General features: G+C 28.9%; 21 protein-coding genes. 10 read left to right on the top strand and 11 right to left on the bottom strand.

Features of this window, described 5'->3' with window-relative positions; translation table 11 throughout:
- Positions 1-15: 15 nt before the first annotated feature.
- From B5464_RS09415 to B5464_RS09405, 3 genes are all read right to left on the bottom strand, one after another.
- Positions 16-885, bottom strand: a complete 870-nt coding sequence (locus B5464_RS09415; RefSeq protein ID WP_077811134.1) for a GLPGLI family protein — start codon at positions 883-885, stop codon at positions 16-18.
- A gap of 111 nt (positions 886-996) precedes the next feature.
- The gene (locus tag B5464_RS09410; protein WP_079738158.1) at positions 997-1839 is read right to left on the bottom strand and encodes a GLPGLI family protein; all 843 of its coding nucleotides are present in this window, start codon (positions 1837-1839) and stop codon (positions 997-999) included.
- A gap of 3 nt (positions 1840-1842) precedes the next feature.
- Positions 1843-2208: a hypothetical protein gene (locus tag B5464_RS09405; RefSeq protein WP_079738157.1), complete on the bottom strand. Its 366-nt coding sequence runs from the start codon at positions 2206-2208 to the stop codon at positions 1843-1845.
- Positions 2209-2328: 120 nt separating this feature from the next.
- On the opposite strand from B5464_RS09405, the gene B5464_RS09400 reads away from it, so the two are divergent.
- The 3 genes from B5464_RS09400 to B5464_RS09390 are packed head-to-tail and all read left to right on the top strand — an operon-like array spanning position 2329 to position 5265.
- On the top strand, positions 2329-3927 hold the full coding sequence (locus tag B5464_RS09400) for a sensor histidine kinase KdpD (RefSeq protein ID WP_079738156.1): 1599 nt from the start codon (positions 2329-2331) through the stop codon (positions 3925-3927).
- Entirely contained in the window at positions 3920-4597 is a 678-nt protein-coding gene (locus tag B5464_RS09395; RefSeq protein ID WP_079738155.1) for a response regulator transcription factor, read from the top strand. The genes B5464_RS09400 and B5464_RS09395 overlap by 8 nt, the downstream gene beginning before the upstream one ends.
- Before the next feature lie 53 nt (positions 4598-4650).
- Positions 4651-5265: a deoxynucleoside kinase gene (locus B5464_RS09390; protein ID WP_077811129.1), complete on the top strand. Its 615-nt coding sequence runs from the start codon at positions 4651-4653 to the stop codon at positions 5263-5265.
- Positions 5266-5332: 67 nt separating this feature from the next.
- Here B5464_RS09390 and B5464_RS09385 read toward each other — a convergent pair whose 3' ends face one another.
- Together B5464_RS09385 and B5464_RS09380 are read right to left on the bottom strand one after the other, a co-directional pair.
- On the bottom strand, positions 5333-6475 hold the full coding sequence (locus tag B5464_RS09385) for a cystathionine gamma-synthase (RefSeq protein ID WP_079738154.1): 1143 nt from the start codon (positions 6473-6475) through the stop codon (positions 5333-5335).
- Between the two features lie 152 nt (positions 6476-6627).
- Positions 6628-7083, bottom strand: coding sequence for a DinB family protein (locus B5464_RS09380; RefSeq protein WP_079738153.1), 456 nt, complete (start codon positions 7081-7083; stop codon positions 6628-6630).
- A gap of 41 nt (positions 7084-7124) precedes the next feature.
- On the opposite strand from B5464_RS09380, the gene B5464_RS09375 reads away from it, so the two are divergent.
- Positions 7125-7472: an arsenate reductase family protein gene (locus B5464_RS09375; RefSeq protein WP_079738152.1), complete on the top strand. Its 348-nt coding sequence runs from the start codon at positions 7125-7127 to the stop codon at positions 7470-7472.
- Positions 7473-7489: 17 nt separating this feature from the next.
- Here the strand turns inward: B5464_RS09375 and B5464_RS09370 are convergent, their stop codons facing one another.
- From B5464_RS09370 to B5464_RS09360, 3 genes are all read right to left on the bottom strand, one after another.
- Positions 7490-7966 carry a DUF4252 domain-containing protein gene (locus tag B5464_RS09370; protein ID WP_079738151.1) on the bottom strand — a complete coding sequence of 159 codons (477 nt, stop codon included), beginning with the start codon at positions 7964-7966 and terminating at the stop codon, positions 7490-7492.
- Between the two features lie 65 nt (positions 7967-8031).
- Positions 8032-9012 (bottom strand): glycosyltransferase family 4 protein, encoded by a 981-nt coding sequence (locus tag B5464_RS09365; RefSeq protein ID WP_079738150.1) that lies wholly within the window; start codon positions 9010-9012, stop codon positions 8032-8034.
- Positions 9013-9022: 10 nt separating this feature from the next.
- Positions 9023-9889: a hypothetical protein gene (locus B5464_RS09360; protein WP_079738149.1), complete on the bottom strand. Its 867-nt coding sequence runs from the start codon at positions 9887-9889 to the stop codon at positions 9023-9025.
- A 100-nt stretch (positions 9890-9989) separates the two neighbouring features.
- Between B5464_RS09360 and B5464_RS09355 the strand changes: the two genes are divergently transcribed.
- Genes B5464_RS09355 through mscL form a run of 3 tightly spaced genes read left to right on the top strand, consistent with a single transcriptional unit; the run spans position 9990 to position 12197 of the window.
- Positions 9990-10625, top strand: coding sequence for a thymidine kinase (locus tag B5464_RS09355; protein ID WP_079738148.1), 636 nt, complete (start codon positions 9990-9992; stop codon positions 10623-10625).
- A 15-nt stretch (positions 10626-10640) separates the two neighbouring features.
- Positions 10641-11741, top strand: coding sequence for an alanine racemase (gene alr, locus B5464_RS09350; protein WP_079738147.1), 1101 nt, complete (start codon positions 10641-10643; stop codon positions 11739-11741).
- A 54-nt stretch (positions 11742-11795) separates the two neighbouring features.
- Positions 11796-12197 (top strand): large conductance mechanosensitive channel protein MscL, encoded by a 402-nt coding sequence (mscL, locus tag B5464_RS09345; protein WP_172830899.1) that lies wholly within the window; start codon positions 11796-11798, stop codon positions 12195-12197.
- Between the two features lie 58 nt (positions 12198-12255).
- On the opposite strand, the gene aat is transcribed toward mscL, so the two are convergent.
- Positions 12256-12885, bottom strand: a complete 630-nt coding sequence (gene aat / locus B5464_RS09340; RefSeq protein WP_079738145.1) for a leucyl/phenylalanyl-tRNA--protein transferase — start codon at positions 12883-12885, stop codon at positions 12256-12258.
- Between the two features lie 125 nt (positions 12886-13010).
- Here aat and B5464_RS09335 point away from each other — a divergent pair, with 125 nt between their 5' ends.
- Entirely contained in the window at positions 13011-13640 is a 630-nt protein-coding gene (locus tag B5464_RS09335; protein ID WP_079738144.1) for a YqaA family protein, read from the top strand.
- Positions 13641-13658: 18 nt separating this feature from the next.
- Positions 13659-13910, top strand: a complete 252-nt coding sequence (locus tag B5464_RS09330; RefSeq protein WP_077811117.1) for a DUF1456 family protein — start codon at positions 13659-13661, stop codon at positions 13908-13910.
- A 61-nt stretch (positions 13911-13971) separates the two neighbouring features.
- On the opposite strand, the gene B5464_RS09325 is transcribed toward B5464_RS09330, so the two are convergent.
- Both B5464_RS09325 and B5464_RS09320 read right to left on the bottom strand, forming a co-directional pair.
- The gene (locus tag B5464_RS09325) at positions 13972-14343 is read right to left on the bottom strand and encodes a DUF3127 domain-containing protein (RefSeq protein ID WP_077811116.1); all 372 of its coding nucleotides are present in this window, start codon (positions 14341-14343) and stop codon (positions 13972-13974) included.
- Between the two features lie 15 nt (positions 14344-14358).
- Positions 14359-15219: a flavin reductase family protein gene (locus B5464_RS09320; RefSeq protein WP_079738143.1), complete on the bottom strand. Its 861-nt coding sequence runs from the start codon at positions 15217-15219 to the stop codon at positions 14359-14361.
- A 146-nt stretch (positions 15220-15365) separates the two neighbouring features.
- Here B5464_RS09320 and B5464_RS09315 point away from each other — a divergent pair, with 146 nt between their 5' ends.
- Positions 15366-16514, top strand: coding sequence for a HAMP domain-containing sensor histidine kinase (locus tag B5464_RS09315; protein ID WP_079738142.1), 1149 nt, complete (start codon positions 15366-15368; stop codon positions 16512-16514).
- Positions 16515-16518: the final 4 nt, after the last annotated feature.

Genomic DNA, 16518 nt, shown 5'->3' with positions numbered 1-16518 from the left:
TTTATGTTTTATTAATTAAAATCTACCTCTTCCACCTCTACCTCTACCTCTGCTATTTCTAAACTCTTCCATTTTTTTAGTAATTGCATCTGTGTATTCTTTTCTTGTAACCTTATCTCCTTTTGTTGGCTTCTCAATTTCTAATTTTTCTGAGGGATTTAGTACAATTTCTGTACATAAAATAGTAGTTCTTCCTTCATTAATTTCTAAAATTAAACCTGGCAATCCCCAATATTCTCCAGGACCATTACTTACCGGTATTTGTGGTGTATACCATGCTGTAACCGTTATTTTTTTTGGTATTTCTATATCTTCTGTAACTTTTACTGTCTCTGTAGTGTCTTTGTTAGCATCCTTTTTCTTCTTATCATCATCTCTGTTTCTTCTTCTCATGTTTCTCCAGTCTGTAGCATCTACATCTTTGGTAAGTGTTGCTTTGTAACAAATATAGTTTCCTATTTTTTTTGTTTCGCTACCTAACTCCCACTGCGGCATTTCCATAGTATCAGAAATCAAAAAGTTTTTACCAAAAAACTCTTTAGACTCTAGTGCTACAAGTTCTTTTGTGTTTTTATACTTAGTACCTCCATCAGTTAAACCTCCCATTCTAAATCCACCACCTGCACCTGGCGCTTCTAATTTTTCATCCTCTTTATAAATAGATGCTGTTTTATCAAAACTTAAAATAAATGTTTTTTCTAACATCGATTTCATCCTATCTGCAATTTGTTTCTTTTGTGCCTCAGACATGCTATTCATTCTGCCTCCCCAACTACTCATATCTAAAGTAGTTTTAGACATATAGGTTGCTTTTCCTTGAAAATTTTTCTGAGCAAATACACCAATTGTAACAAAGGCTAAGAATAATGTAATTAATTGTTTCATGATTTTTTTATCTTTTTTCACTAAAATAGTATTAGTAATTTCTAATAAGACTTAAAAAAAACTTAAAAGTTTAATTTGCTCGTTTAATTTTTTACTAAAACTAAAAAAAGATTATCCTCCCATTTTAATATTTATGCCATTTCCTAAGTCCATACCATTTCTACTTTTAAATTTTTCCATTAATTCGTTAGACTTTTCTTCCTGAATTTTATTAAATTTTTTCTGACTAACTACTTTCCCTTTTTTTGGCTCTTTAATAGCTATTTTTTCAGAAGGATTTATAATGATCTCTGTGCAAACAATTGTGGTTTTACCATCATTAATTTCTAAAATTAAACCAGGTAAACCTTGATAATTATCAGGACCATGGCTTAAAGGTATTTCTGGCGTATACCAAGCTGTTGTAGTTACCTTTTCTTTTGTAGTTTTTATTTCTGATTTACCATCAACAAGCGTCATTTTTTTATTTTCAACTTCTTTTGTATAAGTTGCTTTATAACAGGTATACTTTCCAATATTTTTTGTTTCTGAAGACATTACCCAATCCTTTTTATTTATTTGATCTTTTATTAAAAAGCGTTTGCCTTGTATTTCTGTTTGTTTTGCGTATCGCTTTTCTTTTATATTTTTATACAAAAAAGCACTAGCCCCACCACCAAAAGAAATCATTTTTATCTGAGCACCACCAACTTGAGTTCTTGGTGCACCTAATGCAACAACTTGTTTATAAACAGATTCATATTTGTTAAAATATAGATTATAGGTTTTCTGATTCATTTTTTGCAATCTAGCTTGCAGTTTTAATTTCATTTCATCTGACATTGTAGATTTTTTATCGTTGCCAAATTTAACCTTCGATTTTCTACTAGTTTTATAAATAGCTTTTCCTTGAAAATTTTGAGCATTGAATGATACTACCATCAAAAATGCAAATGTTGTTAATAGTGTTTTCATAATTTAGTGGTTTTCGTATTTTTTAGAAATTTTAATTAATGTCTTTATTATTTTTTTTGATTTATATATTAAAGAATCAATGTTTTTTGTTTCTCCAGAAACTTCCATTTTACCTTTAAATTTATTTTTAGAATCTTTCAAATCCAACTCAAAACTCAATGCAATTTTTTCATTAGGTTTATTGTGTTCAAAAATGCTTTCAATGTCTTTCCAATTAATCTTTTCTAAATCTTTTACAGAAGTTGAAGTAAAAGCCAAAGAAGTTATTTTAGAAACTTCATCTTTAGAATAAGCTACTTTTGTATTGCTTTCTTGTGCATTTATAAGTAGCGAAATAAAAAGTAAAAATAAAGTAGTTAGTTTTTTCATAATATTGTTTTTTAAATTGAACACAACAAAGGTGCAACACAACAAAACAATTTATAGTTAACGAGTGTTAACGAGTGTTAACCGACTCATTTTATAATATTTAGAACCTATATTTGTAACATGAAAGCAAATAAACAGCAATGGATTATATACTTAATTGCTACAACCATAGTAGCAACTATTGCCATCCAATTTTATTGGAATTATAAAAATTACGAAGAAAACAAAAGACTTGTAACCAACGAAATACAGTTAAGTTTAGACAATGCTGTAGAAGAATATTACTCTTCTTTGGCAAAAAGTAACTTCTTAACTATTATAGAGAACAAGCCAAATAACAGTAAAACGATTGAAGAAAATGCTATCGGAAAAATTTTACAAAAGTTAAAAGAAAACAGCTCTGAAAAAGTAAAACCAAAAGTTACTATCAATAATATAAAAATAACTTCTAATGACAACCTTTCTAAAGAAAAAATAGATTCTATGATGAATTCTACCAAGGAATTTGTTACTAATTTTAACACTAAAATAGACAGTGTAGTCGTAAAAAAACAGAAAAAAAGTAAAGTTTTAACGCAACTTTTAGATTCTAAACAAGGTATTACAATAAATAATGATGGCTCTAAAACTAATGTAAAATATTTTAAGGGTAAAAAAGCTGCAGACAGTCTAAAGTTTTTAAAAAACATAAAACCAATTTTTATTTCTTTTATAGATGAAAGTATAGAATATGATAAGATAGATTCTTTAGTTGAAAAACAGTTATCACAAAAAAAAATAATTCTAAAAACTAGTTTTCATCATTTTAAAAATGATACTTTATTTCATAAAACAAAAGATTCTATTTTAGATGAAGAAATTTTTTCCGTTAGTTCTAAGTCTACCTACGTTAAAGATAACGAAGAATTTAAACTGATCTACAACAACCCCAATATTGAAACTTTAAAACGAAGTACTTTGGGTATATTTTTATCTTTTTTACTATCATTAGCAGTAGTTTACAGTCTATTTTATATGCTAAAAGTAATCAATCAACAAAAAGAATTGGCAATCATAAAAAACGATTTAATAAGTAACATAACACACGAATTTAAAACGCCAATAGCCACAGTTGCTACAGCCATAGAAGCCATAGAAAATTTTAATGTTTTAGATGATAAAGAAAAAACTAAAAAATACCTTTCAATGTCTTCTGTTCAACTAAAAAAACTGCATCAAATGGTAGAAAAACTACTAGAAACTGCAACCTTAGATAGTGAACAATTAATCTTAAAAAAAGAATCTATAGATATTACAAATACCATAGAAAAATTGGCAAATAAACATCAATTTTTAAATACTGATAAAGAAATTAACTTTTCAACAAACCTAAAACCAATCTATTTAAATGTAGATAATTTTCATTTTGAAAATGCTGTTTCTAACTTAATAGATAATGCGGTTAAATATGGCGGCAATGCCATAGAAATTAATATCAATTCTATTTTAAATACCACAGAAATATCTGTTGCAGACAATGGTAACGGAATCGACAAAAATCTACAAGATAAAATTTTTGATAAATTTTACAGAGTACCTAAAGGAAACACACACAATGTAAAAGGTTTTGGAATAGGTCTCTATTACAGTAAAAAAATTATTGAAAAACATGCTGGTTCACTAACTTTATCTTCAACAAAAAACAACACAATATTTAAAATAAACTTGCCAAATGAATAATATAAAAGTGCTTTTAGCAGAAGACGAAGCTAGTTTAGGTATGATTGTAAAAGAAAGTTTAGAATCTAGAAATTTTACTGTTTTTCATGCTGAAAATGGTGAGGAAGCTCTAAAAATTTACAAAACAGAAAAGCCAGATATTTTGGTTTTAGACGTAATGATGCCAAAAAAAGATGGTTTTACTTTGGCTAAAGAAATTAGGCAAGAAAACAAACATATTCCTATTATATTTCTTACTGCAAAATCGCAAACGTCTGATGTTTTAGAAGGATTTAATAATGGTGGCAACGATTATTTAAAAAAGCCATTTTCTATGGAAGAATTAATTGTAAGAATTAAAGCTTTACTAAATAGAATTCAACTAAAAACCGATACAGAAAATATAAAAATTGGAAATTATTTATTTAATTTAACGAAACAAACTCTTACTTTTTCTGAGGAAGAGCAACAACTTACACACAGAGAAGCGCAATTGTTATTCTATCTTTTCGAAAAGAAAAATGAAGTTTTAGACAGAACTTTTATTTTGAATAAATTATGGGGAAACGATGATTTTTTTAATGCAAGAAGTATGGATGTTTTTATTTCTAAATTAAGAAAGAAATTAAAAAAGGATGAAAATATTCAAATAATTAATGTGCGTGGTTTTGGTTATAAATTAATTTGTTAATTATAAAATTTATGTACCTTTATCCACCGTTTTAATTTTATACCTTTTTATATATGCACGTTGCAATTGCAGGAAATATTGGCGCTGGTAAAACTACGCTAACCAAACTTTTAGCGAAACATTACAATTGGAAACCTCATTTTGAAGCTGTTGATGAAAATCCTTATTTAGATGATTTTTACACAGAGATGGAGCGCTGGTCTTTTAATTTACAAGTATATTTTTTAAATAGTAGATTTAGACAGATCTTAGAACTAAGAGAATCTGGACAAAACATTATACAAGACAGAACTATTTATGAAGATGCTCATATTTTTGCACCAAACTTACACGCAATGGGCTTAATGACAAATAGAGATTTTAGCAATTATTCTTCTTTATTTGAATTGATGGAAAACTTAGTACAACCACCAGATTTATTAATTTATTTACGTGCAGATATTTCTACTTTGGTTGGCCAAATACACAAACGTGGTAGAGAATATGAAAACTCTATTTCTATTGATTATTTAAGCAGACTAAACGAGCGTTATGAAGCTTTTATTTCTAAATATACCAAAGGAAAGTTATTAGTTATAGATGTTGATAATTTAGATTTTGTTAAAAATCAAGAAGATTTAGGATATATTATAGATCGAATAGACTCTCAAATTAATGGTTTATTTTAATTGAGAATTACTATAAATAAAAAAGGGAGAAATTTTAAAATTTCTCCCTTTTTTTGTGTCTTAAATATTATGCTTGTAAAGCATTTTCTAAATCTTGTATTAAATCTTCTACATCTTCTATACCAACACTTAAACGTATTAAAGAATCTGTAATACCAATTTTTAAACGTTCTTCTTCTGGTATTGATGCATGAGACATTGTTGCAGAATGATTTGCTAAACTTTCTACACCTCCTAAAGATTCTGCCAAAGTAAATAACTTTGTGTTTTCTAAAAATTTAAAAGCAGCTTCTTTAGTTTCTTCTTTTAAAGAGAAAGAAACCATACCGCCGAAGTCTTTCATTTGTTTTTTTGCCAATTCAAAATTTGGGTGTTCTGCTAAACCAGGATAATATACATTACCAACTTTTGGATGATTTTTAAGGAAATTAGCAATTGCTTTACCATTTTCGCAATGACGTTGCATTCTAATATGTAAGGTTTTTATACCTCTTAGAGCCAAAAAAGAATCCATTGGACCTGCAATTGCGCCTGCAGCAAATTGAATAAAATGAATTTCTTCTGCTAATTTAGCATCTTTAACCATTAACGCGCCCATAATAATGTCTGAATGCCCACCAAGATATTTTGTGGCAGAATGCATTACAATATCTGCACCTAAATTTAAAGGCTGCTGTAAATAAGGCGTTGCAAATGTATTGTCTACTGCTATTAAAATTTCGTTATTAATTTCTTTTACAGCATTAGAAATTGCATTTATATCTGCAATTTTCATTAACGGATTTGTTGGTGTTTCTAACCAGATTAACTTGGTATTCTTAGTAATTTTATCTGTAATGTTTTTTAAACTATCTGTATCTACAAAAGAAAATTCTAGACCATATTTTTGAAATAGTTTTGTGAACATTCTATACGTTCCGCCATACAAATCGTCTCCTGCAATTATTTCGTCTCCGGGTTTTAAAAGTCTTAAAACTGCATCTATTGCAGCTAAACCAGATGAAAAAGCAAAACCTTTTGTACCATTTTCTATTGCAGCAAAACTATCTTCTAAAGCTTTTCTTGTTGGATTTTCTCCTCTTGAATAATGAAATTCTTGATCTGGGTTTGTTTGTGCGTATGTTGATGTTTGAAAAATTGGCGGCATAATTGCGCCTGTTGATTTTTCTGGTTTTTGGCCTCCGTGAATGGTTTTCGTATTAAATTTCATTTTTTGATAGCTTTTAACTTCTAATTGCTAATAACCGGCAAATAGTTTAGCCCAGATTGAACGGTTTGTTTGAGCTCTTTTTAGTTGTAAATTTTAAAAAAATTTACAACTAAAAAAGCGAGTAGTGAAAGCTGGAAATAGCTTTTAAAAAATTATAAAAATTTCTTTATAGATCTTATAATTCCGTAGTGAATTCCTTCGTGAAAATTGTTAAAAGCAATTGCATTTTCTATAGAGCTTAATACAAAACCTGTGCTTGTTGGGTATTCTGTAAATTCTTTAAAAATACCTGCTTCGAAATCTTCTTCTAAAGTATCTGGTAAACCTATTAAAAGTTCTTTTACTTCTTCGAATTCTTCTTCTGTAAATTGTTTTGTTGGTACAGTTCCTTTTTTAAAATCTGTAATTAAATCATCTGGACACAGACAGTTTAAACCCGACATTTTGTAGTGTAATACTTGTTGTGTGACTACTAAATGAGCAACATTCCAAGCAATATTGTTTTTAAATCCTGCAGGAATTACATGAATTTGCTCTAATGTTAAACCTTCTAATTCTTTTATTACTAAATCGCGAGATTTTCTTAAAACATCGAATTGTGTCTTCATTTTTTATCTTATTTTTGAGTAAACAAATATAATCGATTCCTATGAGAAAAGTCTATTTTTTACAAACTTGTGATACTTGTAAACGTATTTTAAAAGAGGTAAATACAGATGGTTTTGAGCGACAAGAAATAAAAGGAAATCCTGTAAATGTTGCGCAATTAGAAGAAATGCACAAGCTTGCGGGTAGTTATGAGGCGTTGTTTAATAAACGTGCAAAATTATATAAAGCTATGGATTTAAAAAATCAGGAAATTTCTGAGGCAGATTACAGGCAATATATTTTAGATGAATATACTTTTTTAAAACGACCTGTTTTTATTGTTGATAACGAAATTTTTATTGGAAATAGTAAAAAAGTGGTTGCAGAATTAAAAGAGAAGATTGGTTAAATCTTCTCTTTTGTTTTTTACCTAGATGTTACTTCTATATTTGAAGATGATATCATTGCTGCTAATTCTTCTTTAGTAATTTTAGTTTTTAAACCGAATAACACTAATTTATCGTTATTACTGTTTGCTCTAATTATAATTTCTCTTATAAGATTGTTTTTTTCTACAAAATACAATTCTGCTTTACTACCATTGTCTTTAACTCGAACATAGGTTTTTAAATTATTTCTTCTTTTAAACTTTTTAAAGCCTCTTGCAACAGTATAATCATCATTATTAAAAACCATAAGTTTAAAATCGCTCGATTTTTTAATAACATTCATTAAATCACTATCATCTTCATCATCTAAAAATGAACCTGCCAAGGATGCAGATAAATTTATTGAAAAAGTAGATTTCTCTTTATTTGATTTATAAAATTTTTCGAAAGCGGCATCTTGTGCCGAAGTTGCTGTAATAATAAAAGCGAAAAGAATTGTGGCTATATTTTTCATAATTAGTAGGTTTTAAATTTAAGACGACTACCAATTAATTTTGTTACAGAGTTTTACCTTAATTACTAATTCTGATATACTTTTATAAGGTTTTCTGCTTCTTTTAAGGCACTCCAGTTTTTTAAAATTTCTTCTCTTGCTTGTTTACCTAAAAGTGGTAATTCTCCGTTTATAGAACTTTCAAGTAGTTTTTCTAATTCGCTGCTATTACCTGGGGCAAACAAATAACCATTTTTTGTATTTTCTATTAATGATGAATGTACGCCTACTTCTTTTGTTGCAATAACAGAACATCCGCATGACATTGCCTCTGCGGTTACCAAAGAAAATCCTTCAGAAAAACTTGGTACAACTGCTATTTTTGATGCTTGATAATATGATAGTATATCTGGAGTTTCGTTAACAAAATAAACTTGTTCGTTAATCTTTTGCTCTTTGGCAATTTGTTGTAATTCTTCTAAAAATGCAGGTTTATCTACTTTACCCACAATTACCAAAGCCCAGTTTTTATGATTTTTTAAAATTTTAGCAGCTTTTAGCAATGTTACTTGTCCTTTCGCTTTTCTAACTCTACCTGCACATAAAATAATTTGATCTTGTTTTATATCTTTTAAAGTAACATTTTCTTTAGGTTTAAAATAATCTACATCTACTCCGTGACCAACAACGGTATTTTTAACACCCAATTTTTGACTCATGCTATTTATCAAAGTAACAACTTTATCTGCTTTTTTTAGCAGTTTCATTGTTAAACCAGAAGGAACAGTTTCTGCATGTCTTGTTGCTACTAATTTAAATTTTGCGCCCAAAAACCTAAAAAAAAGCATACGCATAATTTCATTATTACGATGACAATGCACAACAACTTCTCTATCAGAAAACAATAACTTTCTTAACTCTTTGGTCTTAATATGTGTGCCTTTTGCACCATATCCGTAGAGATACGTTTCGTATGTATCAGAAAAAAAAGGTAAAACATTCTCTATACTTCTTGTAACACCAGTTCTACGTTTATGAAAATGTGTATGTATTAAAATTGGTTTCAAATAAATAGTTTTATGCGAATCTTCTTTCTATAATCTCTAACAATCTATTTTCTAATTCTTCTTGATTAGACCAATCATAATCTGGTTTTACCATTTTAATGATAAACTTTTTTGCTTCTTTTTCTGTTTTAAATGTGTTTAATTGAGAAACTACACGATTAAAATCTTCTTGACTACCTTCAAACAAATTTTTCACAAAAACAATTCTATCATTTAAACCAATTTGAATATTAGTCTGTAATTTATCGTTTAAAGATTTTGGTTGCACAGGTTCGAATAAGTTAGCAATAACATCAACCGGAATTGTGTCTTCCAATTCTTCCTCTAAAGTAATTGCATTTTTTTCGCCAACATCTTTGGGGTCGTCTTTAAAGTTTGTGGGTTTTGTATCGCCAAAAATTAGTTCTTCTAAATCATCAAAAGGTTGTTCTATCGGTTCTTCTTTTTCAACTTCTATTTTCTCGTTAACAACTTCTTCTTTTAGAGTTTCAATGTTAACTTCTTCTTCAAGCGGTTTCATAATTTCTGATGTTTCAATTTCTTGCTTTAAGAAATCGTCTCCTATTTCTGCTGCAAGCTTTTCATTTACATCTATAAAATCTTCTTGTACAACTTCTGTCTTTACATCTTCTTTATCATCAACAGCAATAATAGTGTGCTTTTTATCGAATGCAGAAGTTACCTTTTCTACAAGTTCTTCTTTTGTTTCGTCTAAGTTAGGATTGGTGTTTACATAATCTTCTACAAATGCCAAAAGTGATAATTTCTCATAAATTTGCTGCGATTTGTCTTTTAAAGCTTTTACATCTTGTTTATTTTTCATCTGTAAAATGCTATGAGCTAAACTCATTAAATCGTTTTCCAATTTTTTGTGCATAAGTTGTAAGTTGAAGTTATAATTTACTCGTAATTTTTAATAAATTTGTTGATTACGAAAGTAAAGCAAAATTTAAATTTCTAAAGCCTAAAATTACAAAATGTTTCTTGAAAATACAGTAAATCATACAGAACAATTTGGTTGGATAGAAGTAATATGCGGCTCTATGTTTTCTGGTAAAACAGAAGAACTTATTAGACGTTTAAAACGTGCACAGTTTGCAAAACAGCGTGTAGAAATTTTTAAACCAGCTGTAGATACTCGTTATGACGATGAAGAAGTTGTATCGCATAACGATAATAGAATTAGATCTACACCCGTACCTGCATCTGCAAATATTAGACTTTTAGCCAATAATGTAGATGTTGTTGGTATAGATGAAGCACAGTTTTTTGATGATGAAATTGTTGCGGTTTGTAACGATTTAGCAAATAGAGGAATTCGTGTAATTGTTGCTGGTTTAGATATGGATTTTAAAGGAAATCCTTTCGGACCAATGCCTGCGTTAATGGCAACTGCAGAATACGTAACTAAAGTGCATGCAGTCTGCACGCATACAGGTAATTTAGCGCATTACAGTTTTAGAAAGGCTAAAAACGACAACATTGTAATGTTAGGTGAAACGCAAGAATATGAACCGTTAAGTAGAGCGGCTTATTATAAAGCATTACAAAAGCAACAACAAGAAGTTGTATCTGCTACAGAAAAAGATTCTGCTACAAAAGATTCTGACTAAAATACTCCATTAAATATGAATAACCACGTAACCGTTTTAGAGATTGATGGTGCTGCTTTAGAGCATAATCTTAATTATTTTAAACAAAAAATTAATCCAGAAACAAAAATTTTAGCAGTAGTTAAAGCTTTTGGTTACGGTAGCGATGGCGTGCAAGTTGCAAAGCATTTAGAGGATAAAGTAGATTATTTTGCTGTAGCTTACACGCACGAAGGTATTGCTTTAAGAGAAGCCAATATTTCTAAACCTATTTTAGTTTTACATCCGCAGATACCAAATTTAAAAGAGGTTGTTTCTTATCGATTAGAACCAAACTTATACAATTTTAAAATATTTAATGCATTTTTAAAGTTAGCAGACGAAGCTCCTTTAATGAATTATCCTATTCATATTAAATTTAACACAGGTTTAAATAGGTTGGGTTTTTGGCACACAGATATTCCTGCTATAATTTCTGATTTAAAGAAAACAAATCACATTAAAGTGCAATCTTTATTTTCTCATTTAGCAGCAAGTGAAGATTTAGAAGAACAAGAGTTTAGCATTAACCAAATAAACAACTTTGCATATATTGCCCAACAATTTTACAAGCATTTAGGCTACGAACCCTTATTACATATATTAAATACTTCTGGCGTTGTAAATTATGCAAAAGCACAATTTGATATGGTTAGAGTTGGTATTGGTTTGTATGGTTTTGGTAATGATGATAAAGAAACTGCAGCATTAAAAAACAGTCACAATTTAACATCTATAATATCTCAAATACACACAATTAATCCAGGAGAAACAGTAGGTTACAATAGAGCATTTGTGGCAAAAAGACCAACTAAAACTGCAACTGTACCTATTGGGCACGCAGATGGTTTGTCTAGAAAAATTGGTAATAAAAAAGGATATGTTTTAATTAACAACCAAAAAGCACCTATTATAGGTAACGTCTGTATGGATATGATAATGGTTGATGTAACTAAAATTAATTGTACTGAAGGTGATGCAGTTATAATATTTAATAATCAACAAATGATACAACATATTGCCAACGTTTCTGAAACAATTGTTTATGAAACTTTGACTGCAATCTCTCAACGTGTTAAAAAAGTGTTAAAGAAATAATTTTTTTTAGTATTTTAGCCATTCATTAATCAATTAAATACTTATAAAATGGGAATGCTTAAAGAATTTAAAGACTTTGCAATGAAGGGAAACCTTGTTGACATTGCAGTAGGTTTTGTTATGGGTGCAGCTTTTAAACAAGTTGTTACTTCTTTTACTGGTGGAATTGTTTCACCTTTAATTGGTCTAATTTTCAATGCCGATTTAAAAGACTTAAAATATATAGTTAAAGACGGTGTTGCAGATGAAACTGGTAAAGTTGTTGGTGAAGTTGCTGTATTATACGGAGACTTTTTAACAAACGTAATTGACTTTATTATTGTTGCCTTTGTAATGTTCTTAATTGTAAAAGGTTTAAATAACTTAAAGAAAAAAGAAGAACCAGCTCCAGCACCAGCAGGACCTTCTCAAGAAGAATTATTAGAGCAAATTAGAGATTTATTAGCTAAGAAGTAAGTAGTAATTCTTACATATAATATAAAAATCCTTGAGTTTAATTACTCAAGGTTTTTTTTTATTTTTCTTTTAATATTGATAAAAATAAAGCCCTATCAATTTCTTTAGCACCTAAACTTGCCAAATGATCGTTATAAACTTGGCAATCGATTAGCTTGTATTTTTTAGTTTGAACCAAGTAAATAAAAGCCAATTTAGATGCATTAGACACTTTACTAAACATACTTTCACCACAAAATACTCCGTTAACCTCTACGCCATATAAACCACCTACTAATTCGTTATCTAACCAAACTTCTATCGATTTTGCAAAACCTATTTTATGCAAATTTATGTAAGCTTGTTCCATATCATTAGTAATCCAAGTACCAAGATCATCTTTTCTATCAATATTTTTACAATTATAAATTACATCATTAAAGGCCTTGTTTTCAGTAATTGTAAATTTATTTTTATTGAGTATTTTTCTCATAGATTTAGATACTTTTAAATCTTCTGGAAAAAGCACCATTCTATCATAAGGACAATACCAAACAATTGGATCATCATCAGAAAACCAAGGGAAAATTCCGTTTTGATAAGCGAAAATTAATCTTTCTTCAGATAAATCTCCACCCAAAGCAATTATGCCTTCTTTTGTGGTATATTTATAATCAGGAAAATCAATTTTATCTGTAAGCCAAATCATATAAAATAGAATTAAGAATTAGAAACAAACTTACATATTTCTTAAAAAACAGTTAATCTAAAATTCTATTCTTATTTATTTAGAATTTGTTACTATTTTTGCAAATTAATTAAACAATTGTCTTCTTGGAAAAAAAGAAAAAAAAGAGAAAGAAAAAAACCGCATTTATAGGTAAAAGACTACATAATTATTATGGTAGAACAGGCTTTTATATGTTTGTTTGGGAAAGTGTAAAAAAAGCTTTCTTACCAATTGTACTTGTAGTTTTAGGGCTATTTTTATTTAATAAATACGTTTACGATATTAATAATGGTTTAGAAACAATTACAGAAACTTTTTCTAGAGTTGGTATTTTAATAACATTTTTTATTTCTGAAACTATTTTAGGTTTAATTCCGCCAGAAATATTTATTGCCTGGACGAAAAAAACAGACGAACCTATTTTAAATTTATCAATTTTAGCTGCATTATCATATTTTGGTGGTTTGTTATCTTATTTTATTGGTAAAACGACTTTAAAAATTGAATCTGTAAAGAATTATTTAGAAGTTAAAATGGCAGCAAATCTTAAAAACACCAAAAAATGGGGTGGCTTTTTGATTTTAGTTGGTGCACTTTTACCTTTGCCTTTTTCTATTGCGTGTTTAGCTGCAGGTATGATTAAATATCCTTTTAGAAATGTTGTCTTTTTTGGATTATTCCGTTTTTTAAGGTTCGCAATTTATGCTTGGGCTATATTTAAAGTAGTTACATAAAAATAGTACCTTTGCCATATGGGATTAACAAATAACGATATTTTAAAAAAATTACGTGTTGCGCATAAATTGCGTGATACAGATATTATAGAAATCTGCGCTTTGGTAGATTTTAAAGTTTCTAAAGGAGAATTAGGTGCTTTATTTAGAAGTGAAGATCATCCGAAGTATGTAGAATGCGGAGACCAAATATTAAGAAACTTCTTAAATGGTTTGGTTATTCATCTTAGAGGCCCAATGCCAAAGAAAGAAAAACCAAAAACCACATAAAAAAAGAGTGCAATTTAATAATTGCACTCTTTTTTTTATATCTAATTTAAATTTCTAGATCCTAGAAAGGTAAATCATCTGGCTCTTCGTTAGAAACGTTAGATGCTGGCTGAAACTGATCTACTGGAGGTAAGTTTTGCCCTTGTGTGTTAGACTGAGATAAGTTTTCTATTCTCCAACCTTGTATAGAGTTAAAGTATTTTGCTTCACCTTGTGGGTTAATCCATTCTCTACCTCTTAAATTGATAGATACTTTTACATCTTGCCCAACAGCGTAATTGTTTAATAAATCTACTTTATCTTGTACAAATTCAATCATAATCATTTGAGGATATTGATCATCTGTTGTAACAACTAATTCTCTTTTTCTAAAACCATTTGCACCAAAAGTTTGTACATCTCCGATTAACTTAACTTTACCAATAACTTCCATAATATATAATCTTAACTATTTAATTAAAAGCACTTTCCAAGCACTTTCTACATCATTCTTTTTTAAAAAATCTTGTGCAAATGTATGTTTTTTTGCGGTTTCTAACCCAATAAATTTAGGATGTTCTTTCGCAAAGTTATTAACACTTTCTTCGGTAGGCAATTGTTCTATGTTGCCTAACATACCCAAATTATTACCTGTTAAAACTGTACTATTTCTAATGTCTGCACTTATTGCATCAACACCAATACCTAATGTAGAGATTGGTTTCGATATTTCGAAAAAACCATCTCTTGCTCTCGAATAATAACTTCCGCCAGCTCTTGCAACCAAGTCTATTTTATGTTGATCTATTGATCCGTTTTCATCTAAAACATCATCAGAAATATGAATTTTAACCACTTCACAAACAACCAAATTACCTGCCCCACCATTTTCTCCTGTAAAAATTACGTCATTAACTTTACATTCAAATTGCACAGGTGACTCTGAAACTCTAAATGGTTTTACAATATCAGATTTTAGCATTGTAAAGCCCGCTTTATCAAACTCATTTACACCTTCTGGGTACTCTGTAGAACTTAAAGACATCTGCTGTACAATATCGTAATTAACCATATTAATTACTACTTCTTTAGTTTCTAAAGCATTTTCTAAAGTATGTTTTGTAGTATTATCTCTTACTCGTCTTGCAGGAGAAAAAATCATTATCGGCGGATTTGCACCAAAGACATTAAAAAAACTAAACGGAGATAAATTCGGATTTCCATCTTTATCTATTGTACTCGCAAAAGCAATTGGTCTTGGGGCAACGGCACCTAGTAAATAACCATGTAATTTTGCTGTAGAAACTTCTTTTGGGTCTATTGTAAGCATATCTTATGTATTTATAAATTCAAAAAAATCTTATTTATTAAAAACTTTAAAACAATTCAATTTTAATAAAAAAGAAAATTTTAGACTGTAAAGATACTATCAAAATAGGAAATGAGTTATATACTGAAAGCTTTATATTTGTTTTTATGAATTTTCTAACCAATACACTTTTATTTAAAAGAATTGCCGTTTTAATCTCTTTGATAATCGTTTCTTTAATCCTATGGAATACCTACATATTTTTTCAGAAATTTAAAAATGATGAAAGAGTAAAAATGGAAATTTTAGGAATTGCTCAAAAGCAGTTGGCAAATTCAGATCTAAACGCAGATATAACGTTACCAGATAAAATTATTGTTGCTAATACGACTATTCCGTTAATTTTGGTAGATGAAAAAGGTAACATCGAATCTTTTCAAAATTTAGACTCTTTAAAATCTCTAAACTCTAAATATTTAGAAGAGCAACTGCTTAAAATGAAAGAAGAAAATGCGCCTATAGAAATTAGTTACAATGGTAAAAACAAGCAATATATTTATTATCGAAATTCAGATTTACTAAACAAACTAACCTATTACCCAATAGCATTAATCTTAATTCTAATCTTATTTTTAAGTGTTATTTACCTATTTTACAACTCTAATAAAGCTGCAGAAACTAATAAATTATGGACAGGTATGGCCAAAGAAACTGCGCACCAAATTGGCACACCATTATCTTCTTTATTAGGTTGGATTGCCATTTTAAAAATGGAAAATGTAGACGATAAATATGTAGAAGAAATAGAAAAAGACGTAAATCGATTGAATATAATTGCCAACAGGTTTTCTAAAATTGGCTCTATACCAGAGTTAAAATCAGATAATATTGTTACCATTACAAAAAATGCATTCGACTATTTAAAATCTAGAAGCTCTAAACAAATTAGTTTTTCGTTTACCACTTCAGATACCGAGATAAACACTAAAATTAATGCCGAATTGTATGGTTGGGTAATAGAAAACCTCATAAAAAATGCAATCGACGCAATGCAAAGAGAAGGTTCTTTAAAAATCCGAATAGAAAATACAACTAAAAAAGTTAAAATTATTGTTTCTGATACCGGTAAAGGAATGCCAAAAAAATTATTTAAACAAATCTTTAAACCCGGTTTTACGACAAAAAAGCGTGGTTGGGGTTTGGGCCTATCATTATCTAAAAGAATTGTAGAAGACTATCACAAAGGTAAAATTTATGTTCAAAAATCTGAAATAGATAAAGGAACAACCTTCGAGATTATATTAAATAAAGCTTAAGAAT

The organism is Polaribacter sp. KT 15 (assembly GCF_900143115.1).
GTDB classification, from domain to species: domain Bacteria; phylum Bacteroidota; class Bacteroidia; order Flavobacteriales; family Flavobacteriaceae; genus Polaribacter; species Polaribacter marinaquae.
Note: the sequence above shows the minus strand (reverse complement) of the source record. Positions and strands in the feature narration are given on the sequence as shown.

Excerpts from the sequence above, each read along its gene's own strand:
- B5464_RS09415 (WP_077811134.1), bottom strand. The coding sequence starts at position 885 with ATGAAACAATTAATTACATTATTCTTAGCCTTTGTTACAATTGGTGTA.
- B5464_RS09410 (WP_079738158.1), bottom strand. The coding sequence starts at position 1,839 with ATGAAAACACTATTAACAACATTTGCATTTTTGATGGTAGTATCATTC.
- B5464_RS09405 (WP_079738157.1), bottom strand. The coding sequence starts at position 2,208 with ATGAAAAAACTAACTACTTTATTTTTACTTTTTATTTCGCTACTTATA.
- B5464_RS09400 (WP_079738156.1), top strand. The coding sequence starts at position 2,329 with ATGAAAGCAAATAAACAGCAATGGATTATATACTTAATTGCTACAACC.
- B5464_RS09395 (WP_079738155.1), top strand. The coding sequence starts at position 3,920 with ATGAATAATATAAAAGTGCTTTTAGCAGAAGACGAAGCTAGTTTAGGT.
- B5464_RS09390 (WP_077811129.1), top strand. The coding sequence starts at position 4,651 with ATGCACGTTGCAATTGCAGGAAATATTGGCGCTGGTAAAACTACGCTA.
- B5464_RS09385 (WP_079738154.1), bottom strand. The coding sequence starts at position 6,475 with ATGAAATTTAATACGAAAACCATTCACGGAGGCCAAAAACCAGAAAAA.
- B5464_RS09380 (WP_079738153.1), bottom strand. The coding sequence starts at position 7,083 with ATGAAGACACAATTCGATGTTTTAAGAAAATCTCGCGATTTAGTAATA.
- B5464_RS09375 (WP_079738152.1), top strand. The coding sequence starts at position 7,125 with ATGAGAAAAGTCTATTTTTTACAAACTTGTGATACTTGTAAACGTATT.
- B5464_RS09370 (WP_079738151.1), bottom strand. The coding sequence starts at position 7,966 with ATGAAAAATATAGCCACAATTCTTTTCGCTTTTATTATTACAGCAACT.
- B5464_RS09360 (WP_079738149.1), bottom strand. The coding sequence starts at position 9,889 with ATGCACAAAAAATTGGAAAACGATTTAATGAGTTTAGCTCATAGCATT.
- B5464_RS09355 (WP_079738148.1), top strand. The coding sequence starts at position 9,990 with ATGTTTCTTGAAAATACAGTAAATCATACAGAACAATTTGGTTGGATA.
- alr (WP_079738147.1), top strand. The coding sequence starts at position 10,641 with ATGAATAACCACGTAACCGTTTTAGAGATTGATGGTGCTGCTTTAGAG.
- mscL (WP_172830899.1), top strand. The coding sequence starts at position 11,796 with ATGCTTAAAGAATTTAAAGACTTTGCAATGAAGGGAAACCTTGTTGAC.
- aat (WP_079738145.1), bottom strand. The coding sequence starts at position 12,885 with ATGATTTGGCTTACAGATAAAATTGATTTTCCTGATTATAAATATACC.
- B5464_RS09330 (WP_077811117.1), top strand. The coding sequence starts at position 13,659 with ATGGGATTAACAAATAACGATATTTTAAAAAAATTACGTGTTGCGCAT.
- B5464_RS09325 (WP_077811116.1), bottom strand. The coding sequence starts at position 14,343 with ATGGAAGTTATTGGTAAAGTTAAGTTAATCGGAGATGTACAAACTTTT.
- B5464_RS09320 (WP_079738143.1), bottom strand. The coding sequence starts at position 15,219 with ATGCTTACAATAGACCCAAAAGAAGTTTCTACAGCAAAATTACATGGT.
- B5464_RS09315 (WP_079738142.1), top strand. The coding sequence starts at position 15,366 with ATGAATTTTCTAACCAATACACTTTTATTTAAAAGAATTGCCGTTTTA.